The following is a 13,295-nucleotide window of genomic DNA, read 5'->3' as shown; positions in this document are numbered from 1 at the left end:
GGTGTGAGCATCGCGGAGGGCGGTATCCCGAGTCCGAACATCTGGCACCACCCGAAGGTGTACGAGATCGAGAACCGGGCGGTCGACCCGAACGGCGTGATCGAGCCGGCGATGCGGGCGATCCGCGACTGGGCCGGCGCGACGGTCCTCGACATCGGCTGCGGCACCGGGTTCCATCTGCCGACGTTTGCCGCGACGGCCGCACAGGTGATCGGCGTCGAGCCGCACGGAGCCCTGGCGGACGCGGCCCGTCGACGTACGCAGGCCTTGCCGAACGTCGACGTACGACAGGGCACGGCGCAACGCCTGCCGGTACCGGACGCCTCGATCGACGTGATGCACGCGCGCTGGGCGTACTTCTTCGGGCCGGGGTGCGAGCCCGGGCTGGCCGAGCTCGACCGGGTGATGCGCCGCGGCGGGACCGCGTTCGTGATCGACAACGACGGGAGCCGGTCGACGTTCGGTGAGTGGTTCAGTACGTCGTACCCGAAGATCAAGGCGCCTGTGGTGGAACGGTTCTGGACCGATCGCGGCTGGCACCGGACGCCGCTGGACATGGGCTGGCGGTTCGAGAGCCGCGCCGATCTCGAGGCGGTCGTGAAGATCGAGTTCACGCCTGAGGACGCCGAGCGGATCCTGGCCTCGCACCAAGGAGTAGAGGTCGACTACGCGATCAACCTGTGGAGTCGAACCTTCTAGACGACACTCTGTGGTCTGCGGACGGACCTCCGGTCCTCATAGGGTTGACGCACCACTTGACGGGGCATTCCTGGGGAGGCGCCAGCCACGGATGGACGGACTGCTGCTCGATCACGTGCCGGGGCTGCCGGGGCGGCTCCGGATCGACGTAGGTGAGCAGCGTGCGGTGGTGGTGCCTCAGGCTGCCGACCGCCGCAGGCTGGCCGACATCGTGACCGGACTGGACGATCCACCGCCTGGTGCGCTGGTGCTGGCCGGCGGAGCGGTCCGGCTGGTGCCTGCGGAAGGCGGCCTGCTCCCCCACCTCACTGTGCTCGGCAACGTGATGCACGGGCACCGCACGTCGCAGGCGATCACCAGACAGGCCGCGCGGGAAGCGAGTGTGGTCAAGGCGATCGGCTGTGGGCTGGAAGACGTGCTGGACCGCTACCCGTACGAGATCACCGCAGGCCGTCGCCGCCTGGCCGGAGTGGCTCGGGCACTCGGCGCGTACCCGCGAGCGATCGTGCTGGAGGACGCCAACGGCCTGCCTACGTGGGGATCGCTCCTGTCGCTCCGCCCCAATCCCGACCTGGCCTCAGCCGCGCTGCTGCTCATCACGACCAGCGCGTCACGGACTACGGGGTTTGCCGATGCTGAGTAGCCGCAGAGCGTTCCTGGGAACCGCAGCAACGCTTCTGCTCGCCGGGTGCTCGAGTGACGTACTGGGACTGCGACGTGCGGTCCGCGTGGCCGTCAGCTGGAGCGGCGAGGAACTGCGCGCGTTCCACAAGGTCCTGGACGGCCTGAGCCTGAGCTACCCGGTCGAGGTCGTGCCGCTCGGCGACGACATCTCCACCGCCTTCGGCGCGCGCTCCACCCGCAGACCGGACATCGTCATGCTGCCGCAACCGGGTCTGGTCCCCCGCCATCTCTCTGACCTGGAGCCGATCCCCGACGACATCGCACCACTCGGTCGGGCCCGCCTCTGGAAAGAGCTCCTGGTCCATGAAGGAACGACGTACGGCGTGCCGTTCAAGACAGCGCACAAGTCGGCGGTCTGGTACCGCCCCTCGGTGTTCCGGCAGGTCGGCGTACAGCCGCCACGGCTGTGGAGCGAGTGGATGACGCTGAACCGGACGCTGACAGAGGCGGGCGTCACGCCGTTGGCACTGGCCGCAGGTGACGGCTGGGTCCTGACGGACTTCCTGGAGAACGTCCTGCTGGGCATCGCGCCGTCCGTGTACTCGGGGCTGGCTACGGCGACAGACCCGCGGCCGTCGCAGCAGCCGCAGTTCGGGGCCGCACTGCGGTTGCTGGGCACCATGTGGTCGGCACCTGGCCTGCTGGCCGGCGGAGTGGAGGAGTCGCTCGTCCAGCAGTTCCCGGACGCGGTGGTGGAGGTGTTCGGCCACCGCAAGGCCGCTATGGTGCTCGCGTCCGACTTCGCCGAACCAGTGGTGCGCTCGTTTGCCGCAGACCCCAGCGACATAGGGCTTTTCACGTTCCCTCCCATGACTGCCGGGGCTGCTGCACCCGTAGTCGTCGGAGGCGACGTGATGGTGCTGCCGAAGCCGACGACCGAAGACGCACGCGACCTGGTACGCCGGTTGTCCGCGCCGGCCGCTGCGAACCCGTGGATCGCCGAAGGCGGGTTCCTGGTCGACGGACGGACCAGCGGGTACTCCCCCGAGCTCACCCGGCTCGCCGAGCAGCTGACCAGGCCGGGAGAGCAACTGCAGTTCGACCTCTCGGACCGGCTCGGTCGCATCGGAGACATCAATGGACTGTGGCGAGTGCTGACCGACTTCCTGGTCGCGGTCGGCCGTCGTGACACCGCCGTACAGGATGCGGTCGACGACGCGATGGCCGAGCTGCGGAAGGTGGAGGAGGGCTGATGGGTCTGCAGACCAACGGCCTGTCGCTCGAGATCGTCGGCCGGGAGATCACCGGCCGTCCGGTGCAGGGCAAACCGCGCCGACCCGCCGGACCGTACCTGCTGGGGCTGCCGGCGTTGCTGTTGAGCTGTGTGCTGCTGGTACCGATCGGTGTGACCGTGGTGGCGGCGTTCCGGACGCGTGGCGGGTTCGGGTTCGGCAACTTCGCGGTGATGAGCGACCCGTCCGCGCTGCATGCCGTGGGCAACAGTCTGCTGTGGGTCATGGTCGCGTTCGGGACCGTGGTGGTCGGGTTCTTCCTTGCTCTGTTGAGTTATCGGCTCCCGGCTGTCACGACGTTCCTGCAGCCCGCACTGGTCATTCCGTTCGCTGTGTCGGTGCTGGCGTCCGGTGCGACGTTCCGGCTGATCTTCGACCCGACACCGGAGCGCGGGACGATCACTGCCGTCTGGACGCGGCCGTTCGGCACCAGCCCGGTGTGGCTGGGTCCTGGCCTGTTCTGGCTGGTGCTGGTGTCCGCGTTCGGCTGGACCTGGCTCGGGTACGTCGTGTCGCTCTTCCGCGCCGGTCTGGACGCGATACCGGACGACGTGTCGCGGACGATCACAGCTGAAGGCGTGACGGGCTGGAGACGGCTGCGGGCGTTGGAGATCCCGCTGCTGCGTCCGGTGACCGGTGTGGTCACGCTGACGCTGGTGATTGCAGCAGTGCGGGTGTTCGACCTGGTGCTGATCGTCGTACCAGGGTCGATGCAGCGGTCCGCCGACGTACTGGGGCTGAACTGGTGGCGGGCCACGACGACAGGTGACGACTCCGGACGTACGGCGGCGCTCGGTGTCGTGCTGTTCGCGATCGTCGCGGCAGTCGGACTGATCGGCGTCCGCGGACTGCGCCGGCGGCGGTGGGCGATGCCGGTGACCGTCGTACGGCCGGATCCGTCACTAGGGCGACCGAAGCCGGGCAGGGTGGTACGGCGGTTCGGTTGGCTCATCGGGCTTGCTGTGGCACTGGTGTGGATCTTCCCGGCCGTCGTACTCGTCGCTACGGCGTTGCACTCACCGCGGGAAGCCGGTCTCCGCGGGTGGTGGTCGCTGTCCGGCCTGGGGTTCTCGTCGTTCGCTGCCGCGGCCAACGTCGGGTTGTTCCGGGCTCTGCTGTCCACGCTGGTGATCGCGGCCGCTGCAACTGCTGTCTTGCTCGTGATCGCCGTACCAACGGCTTACCTGGTCGCCTGGGGCGGTCTGCCGACGCGACTCGGGCGGATCGCGATGGGCGTGTTCGTCGTACTGGCCGTGACACCAGTGCAGATGTACGCCGCTCCGCTGCGGGATGCGATCGACACAGCCGGCTTGGCCGGGTCGCGGGTCGCACTGGCATTGGTACACGCGGCTGCCGGTCTACCGTTCGCCGTACTGCTGCTGCGGTCCGCCTTCGCGTCTGCACCACCAGCGCTCGTGTCCGAGGCTCTGCAGGGTCCAGCGCGGCAGAGCGCCGTACTGGCGACTGTGCAGCGGACATACCGCCCTGCACTGGTTGCTGTTGCCGTGCTGGAGTTCGCGCTGGTGTGGAACGACTTCATCGTCGGGTTTCTGATCAGTGGTCCTGGTACGACGCCGTTGTCGCTGGTGCTGTGGGGTGAGGCGCGGCAGTTCTCCACGTCGAGCGGACCGGTCGCTGCTGCGGCTGTAGTCGCGTCGGTAGTACCTGTGGTTCTCATGCTGTCGTTCTGGCGGACCGTGGTGCGCGGACTGACGACAGGGAGCCGGCCATGAGTGAGGAGCAGCCGAAGCCGACGCAAGAGCCCCCAGAGGAGCAGTCGCGGATCCAGGAGTTCTCCCTGGTCGTCGGCGGTGTCGCATCCGCGTTGCTCACGGACCTCACCTCACAACTGCTGAACCAGAGTCTCGGCCAACGCGGCATTGTGCAGTGGGTCGGGTACTCCGTGGCCGCTCTGCTCGTGGTCATCTCTTACCTTCGGTTGCGTGCACGGCGCCGGCGCGCACGCAGCCGCCGCCTGCAAGGCGCGAGTGAACTGCACGCTGCGGCCGAGGAAGCCGAGCAGTGGATGATCGCGCTCGGCTCGGACGCCGGCGGGATGGCCGCCGCGGAGTGGTTCACGGTCAACGAAGACTGGCTCCGCGACCTTGTCGCGACCGAGAAGCCGCAGAACGCGGCCGTCGACGACTATGCCCGGATCTGCGACGCCCTCGAGGCGTGGTACGTACGCCGTCCCGACCCCGAAGCCCTCCTCGAACTGAGCGAGCTCCTGAGCGCCACGGCCGAGGCCAACGGACGCCGGGGTTTCGCCGAGCTCGCAGCGGCCCGCGCAGCAACGGCGTACCGGATGCTGGGTGACCTGGACACCGCCAGCACCCGGCTGGGCGTCTCCGACAACATCGCGACCCACGGCCGTACGGCGGCTGCGCTGAAGATGAGGCGCCAAGTCGAACGCGCCCTGCTGCACCTGGCCCGGGCCGAACGCGCACCAGCCGGCAACGACCGCGACGAGGCCGTCCTGAACGCCCGCGACCGTCTCGACGACGCACGACTCGCTCGCCCCGGTCCTGACCTCGCGGCCGATGTGGCGATCTCCATCAACCTCGCCGTCGTGCACCTGTATCAGCACGACGACGAAGGCGCCCTGGAGCAGCTGCGACCCGCACTCGCCCGTGCTACAGCGGCCGGCGACGTGAGTGGACAGGCCCATGCGCTGGAGCTCATGGGCGTGGCCGCGTGGATGCGGCGCAACCAGCACGAGGCCGGCAGCCGGTGGGAGCATGCCGCCCATCTGTACGCCGAGATCGACGAACACGAAGGCCACGCCCGCTGCCTGCAGCACCTCGGCTCCGCGGCGGTCCACTCCGGCGAACTGGACACCGCGCGCGAACTGCTCGAACGGAGCGCGACGCTGCGGACGTCGGAGAGCGAGATCCTCACCAAGTACCTCGACGCGGCCCGCCGTACCTCGGACCTTCCCGTCGTCGCCGACGACCCACCACGCCGTACGGCGGTCACCTGGCTGAAACGCCTCCTGCGGACGGTCAGACGTTTTGTCGGCGGGCTCACCTAGGTTGGTCCCATGGCGAAGGCGGGGACTCAGGCAAAGAGCAAGGCTGCGTACGCGTGCTCCGAGTGTGGATGGACCTCGGCAGGGTGGATCGGGCGGTGCGGCGAGTGTCAGGCCTGGGGCACGGTCACCGAGGTCGGTGCGCCGAAGGCCGCGCGGATCACCGCCGGCCCGGTGACGTCGCCTGCGATGCCGATCGCGAAGGTGTCCGCGATCGAGGCCGAGTCCCGCCCGACCGGTATCGGCGAACTCGACCGCGTGCTCGGCGGCGGTGTCGTGCCGGGCGCGGTGATCCTGCTCGCGGGCGAGCCGGGCGTCGGCAAGTCCACGCTGCTGCTGGAGGTCGCGGCGCAGTCGGCCCGCGGCGGTCAGCGGACGCTCTACGTGTCCGGTGAGGAGTCGGCCGCGCAGGTGCGGCTCCGCGCCGGGCGGACCGACGCGCTCGTCGACGAGCTCTTCCTGGCGGCCGAGACCGATCTGGGCGCGGTGGTCGGTCAGGTCGACGCGGTCGAGCCGTCGTTCCTGGTGATCGACTCGGTGCAGACGATGGCGCACCCGGAGGTCGACGGGGCGCCGGGTGGAGTGACGCAGGTCCGCGAGGTGACCGGCGCGCTGGTCCGGCTCGCGAAGGAGCGGCACATCGCGGTCGTGCTGGTCGGCCATGTGACGAAGGACGGCGCGATCGCCGGCCCGCGGATGCTCGAGCACCTGGTCGACGTCGTGCTCGCGTTCGACGGCGACCGGCACTCCGGGTTCCGGATGGTGCGCGCGACCAAGAACCGGTTCGGCCCGTCCGACGAGGTCGGCTGTTTCGACATGGTCGACACCGGGATCGTCGAGGTTACCGACCCGACAGGGCTGTTCGTCTCCGAGCACGCCGAGCCGGTCGCCGGCACCTGCGTGACCGTGATGATGGAGGGCCGCCGCCCGCTGCTGGCCGAGGTACAGGCGCTGGTCGGCCCGTCCGCCGCACCACAACCGCGACGCACCACGTCCGGGCTGGAGTCGTCCCGGGTCGCGATGGTCCTCGCCGTACTGGGCAACCGGGCCGGCCTGAAGCTCGCCGACCAGGAGGTGTACGTCGCCACCGTCGGCGGCGTGAAGATCACCGAGCCGGTCGCGGACCTGGCGGTCGCGATCGCGGTCGCGTCCTCGGTGATGGACAAGCCGATCCACCCCGGGCTGGTCGCGATCGGCGAGGTCGGCCTGGCCGGTGAGGTACGCCGCGTCGGCGGCCTGGAGAAACGTCTCGCGGAAGCCGCCCGGCTCGGTTTCACCAAGGCGATCGTCCCCGCCGACATCCCGAACCGCAGCAAGGACGTGAAGCCGATGGACATCCAGAAGAAGTACGGCCTCCGCACCTTCGCCGCCCCCGACCTCCGCTCCGCCCTGCTGGCCGCGGGCCTCGCGTAGAACCCCTGTGTTCCCCGCCACAGGTGAGACGGGGGATCTACAGGCCGTGGGGCGGGAACGTACCCTGGGGACGCCCCCGCCGGGTTCATCGTCGAGCCCGGGTGTACGACGACCCGCAGGAGCACGCAGATGACCGGATCAAGAGTTGTCGCGCTCGGCCACTACCAGCCGGAACGGGTGCTCACCAACGACGAGCTCGCCACGATGGTCGAGACCAACGACGAGTGGATCCAGAGCCGGGTCGGCATCCGGGAGCGCCGGATCGCGGCGCCCGACGAGCAGGTCGACGAGATGGCCTGGCGGGCCGCCGACAAGGCCCTCGCGAACGCGGGGATCGACACCTCCGAGATCGACTACGTCGTGGTCGCCACCTGCACCGCGATCGACCGGTCGCCGAACATGGCCGCCCGGGTCGCCGCTCGCCTCGGCCTCGGCAACCCGGCCGCGATCGACCTGAACACCGCCTGCTCGGGCTTCGCCTACGCACTGGCGACGGCCGACCAGGCCATCCGGGCCGGCGCCGCGACGAAGGCCTTGGTCATCGGGGTGGAGAAGCTCAGCGACTGGACGGACTGGACCGACCGCACCACCTGCGTGCTGATCGGTGACGGCGCGGGCGCGGCCGTGCTGGTCGCGAGTGACGAGCCCGAGGTCGGTCCGGTGGTGTGGGGCTCGGTGCCGGAGATGTCGGACGCGGTCCGGATCGAAGGCCGCGACGGCCCGTTCGCCCAGGAAGGCCTGAGCGTCTTCCGCTGGGCCACGACGCAACTGCCGGAGATCGCCAGGCAGGTCTGCGAGAAGGCCGGCCTGAAGCCCGAGGACCTCGGCGGCGTCGTCCTGCACCAGGCCAACCTGCGCATCATCGAGCCGCTCGCGAAGCGGCTCGGCGCGGTCAACGCGGTGGTCGCCAAGGACGTCGTGGAGTCCGGCAACACGTCGGCCGCGAGCATCCCGATCGCGTTGTCGAAGCTGGTCGAGAAGCGCGAGATTCCATCCGGCGCGCCGGTGCTGCTGTTCGGATTCGGCGGCGGTCTTTCGTACGCCGGTCAGGTCATCCGCTGCCCCTGACACGGAAGCCGTCGTACCTCCAGGGACCTCGTGCACGCGGGAAATCAGAAGTGCACAGTCCGATGCACGGGCGAGTGCACGCGCATGCGCCGTCGCGGGCCGATCCGCGAGCGCCGTAGCGAGCGCTGCGCCAGATATCCGGACAACGGCAGGCGGCTGACCGCATAGACTCAGGTTCCGTGGCGGCGAACACGGACAAGAACAGCACCGGCGCCCGGCTCCGCGCGACGCTCGCGGCGGTGGCACCGGGTACCGAACTACGCGAAGGCCTGGAACGGATCCTGCGCGGACGGACCGGCGCTCTGATCGTGCTCGGGCACGACAAGGCGGTGGACGCGATCTCCACCGGCGGCTTCGAGATCGACGTCGAGTTCACCGCGACCGGACTGCGTGAGCTGAGCAAGATGGACGGCGCGATCATCCTCGACCGAGACGCCACCCGGCTGATCCGCGCGGCCGTCCACCTGATGCCGGACCCGTCGATCGTCACCCAGGAGACCGGCACCCGGCACCGCACCGCCGACCGCGTCGCGCGGCAGACCGGGTTCCCGGTGATCTCGGTGTCGCAGTCGATGCACATCATCGCGCTGTACGTCGACGACCAGCGCTACGTGCTCGAGGACTCGGGCGCGATCCTGTCCCGCGCCAACCAGGCGCTGGCCACCCTCGAGCGCTACAAGCTGCGGCTGGACGAGGTGTCCGGCACGCTGTCCGCCCTCGAGATCGAGGACCTGGTCACCGTCCGGGACGTGGCCGCCGTCGCGCAGCGACTCGAGATGGTCCGCCGGATCGCGACCGAGATCGACGGGTACGTCGTCGAGCTGGGCACCGACGGCCGGCTGCTCACCCTGCAGCTCAACGAACTCGTCGCGGGCGTGGCCGGCGAACGTGAACTGGTGGTCCGCGACTATCTCCCGCCGGCGACGGGTCGCCGGGCCAAGACCGCGGACGACGTACTGCTCGAGCTGGACGCCGTCAGTCCGACGGACCTGCTGGACATCGGCCAGGTCGCCCGGGCGCTGCAACTCGGCGGCGCCGAGCAGCTGGACGCGGCGGTCACCCCGCGCGGCTACCGGCTGCTGGCGAAGGTACCGCGGCTCCCGGGTGCCGTGATCGACCGGCTGATCGACCACTTCGGGCACCTGCAGAAGTTGCTCGCGGCAAGCATCGACGACCTGCAGACGGTCGAGGGGGTCGGCGAGAACCGGGCCCGCACGGTCCGCGAGGGCCTGTCCCGGCTGGCCGAGTCCAGCATCCTCGAACGCTACGTCTGACCACCCGCGGTCAGCAGACGCCCCCGGTTCGTAACAGAACCCGGGGGCGTCTTGCATTTCGGTGCGGATCGTCTAATACTCCATGTGGAACATTTCGTGCGGAGCAATCCAGGTGGAGGATCATGGCGGCCGAACTGACCCCGTTGGCGATCTCGGTCCTCGCGTTGCTCAAAGAGGAACCGATGCACGCCTACGAGATGTACCAACTGCTGGTCAAACGACACACGCACTGGCTGGTCAAGGTCCGCCCCGGCTCGCTCTACCACACGGTCGAGCGGCTGGCGCGGCTGAACTACGTCCGCGCCACCGGCACCGAACGGGCCGGGAACCGCCCGGAACGCACGACGTACGAGCTCACACCGGAAGGCGACGCCGCCCTGACCCGCCGGGTCGAGACGGGGATCGAGGAGTACGTCCACGAGTACCCGCTCTTCCCCGTCGTGCTGAGCGAGGCGCACAACCTCGACGCCGAGGACGCCGTACTCCGGTTCCGCAGCCGGATCGTCGATCTGGAGCGCTGGGTGACCGAGATCGACGGCGCACTGGCCGGCGCTCAGGAGCGGCAGGTGCCGGAGGTGTACTGGATGGGCGGCGACTACCTCCGGACCCAGCTGATCTCCGAGCGCGACTGGCTCGCCACCACCATCGAACGTATCGAGAGCAAGGATCTGCCATGGCAACCCCGCAACAACCCGTGAGGCCTTCCGAGGTGCGGCCGTGGCCCGCGCTGTGGGCGCTGGTCCTCGGCTTCTTCATGATCCTGGTCGACTCGACCATCGTCTCGGTCGCCACCCCGGCGATCCTCGAGGACCTCGGGGCGGACGTCGGCACGGTCGTCTGGGTGACCAGCGCGTACCTGCTCGCGTACGCCGTACCGCTGCTGATCACCGGCCGCCTCGGCGACCGGATCGGCCCCAAGAAGCTGTACCTGACCGGGCTGGCGCTGTTCACGCTGGCGTCGGTGTGGTGCGGTCTGACCGACTCGATCGAGATGCTGATCGTGGCCCGCGTGTTCCAGGGTCTCGGCGCCTCGATGATGACGCCGCAGACGATGGCGGTCATCACCCGGATCTTCCCGCCGAACGAACGCGGCCGGGCGATGAGCCTGTGGGGCGCGACCGCCGGCGTGGCCACGCTGGTCGGCCCGATCCTCGGCGGTGTGCTGGTCGACGGGCTCGGCTGGCAGTGGATCTTCTTCATCAACGCGCCGGTCGGCGTGGTCGGCTTCGTGCTGGCGATGCGGCTGGTGCCGGACCTGCCGACGCACGAGCACAAGTTCGATCTGATCGGGGTCGTGCTGAGCGCGGTCGGATTGTTCCTGCTGGTGTTCGGGATCCAGGAGGGGCAGAAGTACGACTGGGGTCAGATCAAGGGCCCGATCTCGGTCTGGTCGCTGATCATCGCCGGCCTCGTCGTACTGGCGATCTTCGTCGTCTGGCAGTCCCGCAACCGCGGCGAGCCGCTGCTTCCGCTGGGCCTGTTCAAGGACCGCAACTTCTCGCTGGCGAACGTCGCGATCACCACGGTCGGGTTCGCGATCACCGCGATGGCGTTCCCGCTGATGCTGTGGGCGCAGGCGGTCCGCGGGCTGACGCCCACGCGATCGGCGCTGCTACTGGTGCCGATGGCGGTGATCGCGGGTGCGTTGTCGCCGTTCGTCGGGCGACTGGTCGACCGGACGCCGCCGCGGTTCATCGCCGGGTTCGGGCTGCTGTGCTGCGCGGTCTCGCTGTTCTGGATGAGTCAGGTGATCGAACCCGACGTACCGATCTGGCAACTGCTGCTGCCGATCGCCTTGCTGGGTGTCGCCAACGGGTTCATGTGGGCGCCGATCGGTACGACGGCGACGCGGAACCTGCCGATGCACCAGGCCGGCGCCGGGGCCGGCGTCTACAACACGACGCGACAGGTCGGCGCGGTGCTCGGCAGTGCGAGCATCGCCGTACTGATGGAGTCGCGGCTGGCGCACAACCTGCCCGCGATGGCCGGCGGCACGCCTGCGGGCGAGGGGTTCTCCAGCGGCCGGCTGCCCGAGATGGTCCGGCAAGGGTTCAGCGACTCGATGGCGCAGTCGATGGTGCTGCCGGCCCTGGTGTTGCTGGTCGGGCTGGTCGCCGCGCTGCTCTTCGTCGCGCCCAGTCACCTGCAGAAGCAGACAGACGAGGCGACTCAGCCGGTCGAAGCCGGCTGATCACACCACCAGGAAGGCCTGGGCGCCCGACAGGCGGCCGTCGTACTCGGCCTTGACGACATAGGTTCCAGGCTTGGCGACCGGTTGACCCGGAAGGCAGCCAGGCCTGGACCGGTGTCCGTTCCAGGGCACCGTGACCGTCGATTGTTTGCCCTTGGCAATGACAAGGGCCGTGGTCTGGATCGCCTTGTCGCACTGGGTCGTGCTCCAGATCTGGTCCGTTCCCGACGTGACCGTGACGGTCAGCTTGTCGGCGTTGACGGTCGCCTTGCACCCGTCGTCGAGCGGCGTGAACTGGATGACGAAGTTCAGCATCGAGCCGGAGACGATCTTCCGGTTCGCGGGCAACGCGTCGATGCTGAGGTCCGAGCCCTTGCAGGTGAGGTCCGCGGGCGGCGTGGACTTCGTCGGCTTCGGAGTCTTCGTCGGCGTCGTACTCGGTTCGGTGCTCGGCTCGGTGCTCGGCGTCCCGGAAGGTGTGGCCGGCGCGGCGCCGGTGGGGTTCGGCTGCGGGTCCGACGCGGCGGCGTTCTTCGTGTCGTCGCCACCGCCCGCGAACAGCCGCGAGATCAGGATGACCAGCACCACTACGACCGCGAGCACGAGTCCACGCCGGAACCAGTACACGCTGGCGGGCAGGTGCCCGACCGGACGGAGCAGACTGCTCATGAAGCGCACTCTAATATCGGCTCCGTGCAGGACCACTCAGGCTCGCCGCTGTGCGTATTGCCGCGACTCCGTCGCGACGGGTCACGGGGCTTTGACTCCCGGTCTTCCCTCGTCGCTCCGGTCGCTGCGCTCCCTACGCTCCTCAGTCCAGACCGGGAGGCCCCGTGACCGCCATCCACGACCCAGTACTGCGCTGGTACGACGTAAACGCGCGGGAGTTGCCGTGGCGGGAGCCGGGGGCCGGGGCGTGGGCTGTGATGGTCAGTGAGTTCATGCTGCAGCAGACACCGGTGAATCGGGTGCTGCCGGCGTACCGGAGCTGGCTGGAGAGGTGGCCGAAGCCGGTGGACCTGGCCGCAGAGGCTCCTGGTGAGGCTGTGCGGGCCTGGGACCGGCTCGGGTACCCCAGGCGCGCCCTCCGGCTGCACGCGGCCGCTCAGGCGATTGTGGAGCGTCACGGCGGCGAAGTTCCGGACGACCATGCCGCTCTGCTCGCACTGCCCGGAGTCGGGACGTACACGGCCGCCGCGATCGCATCCTTCGCCTTCGGCCAGCGGCACGCCGTGGTCGACACGAACGTACGCCGGGTCCTCGCGCGCTCCCTCACCGGCGTCGCGCAGCCGAGCATCTCCCCCACCGCGGCCGATCAGCGCCTCGCCGTCAGCGCACTGCCCGCCGACGAGCGCACCGCCGCCCGCTGGGCCGTGGCCTCCATGGAGCTCGGCGCCCTCGTCTGCACCGCCCGTACGCCGCGCTGCGCCGACTGCCCCATCCAGTCCCAGTGCGCGTGGGTCCTGGCCGGAAGCCCGCCGTACGACGGACCTCCGCGCCGCGGCCAGACCTACGAAGGCACCGACCGGCAAGCTCGCGGCCGTCTTCTTGCCGTACTGCGAGCCGCATCGGCGCCCGTAGCGAAGACCGAGCTGGACACCTGCTGGCCGGACCCCGTCCAACGCGAACGGGCCCTGGACGGTCTGGTGGCCGACGGCCTCGTCGAACCTCTCAGCCGTCACCGCTACCGGCTTCCTGCGTGACAG

12 protein-coding genes are annotated in these 13,295 nt (G+C 69.5%); 11 read left to right on the top strand and 1 reads right to left on the bottom strand.

The genetic code is table 11. The features are described from left to right. The first annotated feature begins 3 nt into the window (after positions 1-3). The 10 genes from EV647_RS27555 to EV647_RS27510 all read left to right on the top strand — a co-directional run bounded on the left by EV647_RS27555 (position 4) and on the right by EV647_RS27510 (position 11,589). Positions 4-699 carry a class I SAM-dependent methyltransferase gene (locus EV647_RS27555; RefSeq protein ID WP_134007841.1) on the top strand — a complete coding sequence of 232 codons (696 nt, stop codon included), beginning with the start codon at positions 4-6 and terminating at the stop codon, positions 697-699. Positions 700-790: 91 nt separating this feature from the next. Beyond that, the gene (locus tag EV647_RS27550) at positions 791-1,342 is read left to right on the top strand and encodes a hypothetical protein (RefSeq protein WP_134007839.1); all 552 of its coding nucleotides are present in this window, start codon (positions 791-793) and stop codon (positions 1,340-1,342) included. Beyond that, a complete protein-coding gene (locus EV647_RS27545; protein WP_134007837.1) occupies positions 1,332-2,576 on the top strand; it encodes an ABC transporter substrate-binding protein in 1,245 nt (414 codons plus the stop codon). The genes EV647_RS27550 and EV647_RS27545 overlap by 11 nt, the downstream gene beginning before the upstream one ends. Beyond that, positions 2,576-4,348 carry an ABC transporter permease subunit gene (locus EV647_RS27540; RefSeq protein WP_134007835.1) on the top strand — a complete coding sequence of 591 codons (1,773 nt, stop codon included), beginning with the start codon at positions 2,576-2,578 and terminating at the stop codon, positions 4,346-4,348. The genes EV647_RS27545 and EV647_RS27540 overlap by 1 nt, the downstream gene beginning before the upstream one ends. After that, entirely contained in the window at positions 4,345-5,646 is a 1,302-nt protein-coding gene (locus EV647_RS27535; RefSeq protein ID WP_134007834.1) for a hypothetical protein, read from the top strand. The genes EV647_RS27540 and EV647_RS27535 overlap by 4 nt, the downstream gene beginning before the upstream one ends. A 9-nt stretch (positions 5,647-5,655) precedes the next feature. Next, positions 5,656-7,056 carry a DNA repair protein RadA gene (gene radA / locus EV647_RS27530; protein ID WP_134007832.1) on the top strand — a complete coding sequence of 467 codons (1,401 nt, stop codon included), beginning with the start codon at positions 5,656-5,658 and terminating at the stop codon, positions 7,054-7,056. 129 nt (positions 7,057-7,185) lie between these two features. Then, positions 7,186-8,124: a beta-ketoacyl-ACP synthase III gene (locus tag EV647_RS27525; protein WP_134007830.1), complete on the top strand. Its 939-nt coding sequence runs from the start codon at positions 7,186-7,188 to the stop codon at positions 8,122-8,124. 179 nt (positions 8,125-8,303) lie between these two features. Continuing rightward, positions 8,304-9,398, top strand: coding sequence for a DNA integrity scanning diadenylate cyclase DisA (gene disA, locus EV647_RS27520; protein WP_133785747.1), 1,095 nt, complete (start codon positions 8,304-8,306; stop codon positions 9,396-9,398). 122 nt (positions 9,399-9,520) lie between these two features. After that, positions 9,521-10,096: a PadR family transcriptional regulator gene (locus tag EV647_RS27515; protein ID WP_134007828.1), complete on the top strand. Its 576-nt coding sequence runs from the start codon at positions 9,521-9,523 to the stop codon at positions 10,094-10,096. Further along, a complete protein-coding gene (locus EV647_RS27510) occupies positions 10,072-11,589 on the top strand; it encodes a DHA2 family efflux MFS transporter permease subunit (protein WP_134007826.1) in 1,518 nt (505 codons plus the stop codon). Before EV647_RS27515 ends, EV647_RS27510 begins: the two co-directional genes overlap by 25 nt. Here the strand turns inward: EV647_RS27510 and EV647_RS27505 are convergent, their stop codons facing one another. Next, positions 11,590-12,258 (bottom strand): hypothetical protein, encoded by a 669-nt coding sequence (locus EV647_RS27505; protein WP_134007825.1) that lies wholly within the window; start codon positions 12,256-12,258, stop codon positions 11,590-11,592. Between the two features lie 164 nt (positions 12,259-12,422). Here EV647_RS27505 and EV647_RS27500 point away from each other — a divergent pair, with 164 nt between their 5' ends. Next, positions 12,423-13,292, top strand: coding sequence for an A/G-specific adenine glycosylase (locus EV647_RS27500; RefSeq protein ID WP_134007823.1), 870 nt, complete (start codon positions 12,423-12,425; stop codon positions 13,290-13,292). Positions 13,293-13,295: the final 3 nt, after the last annotated feature.

It is taken from the genome of Kribbella sp. VKM Ac-2566 (assembly GCF_004366005.1).
In the GTDB taxonomy this organism is placed as follows: Bacteria; Actinomycetota; Actinomycetes; order Propionibacteriales; family Kribbellaceae; genus Kribbella; species Kribbella pratensis.
This window is presented reverse-complemented; position numbering and strand designations above follow the sequence as displayed.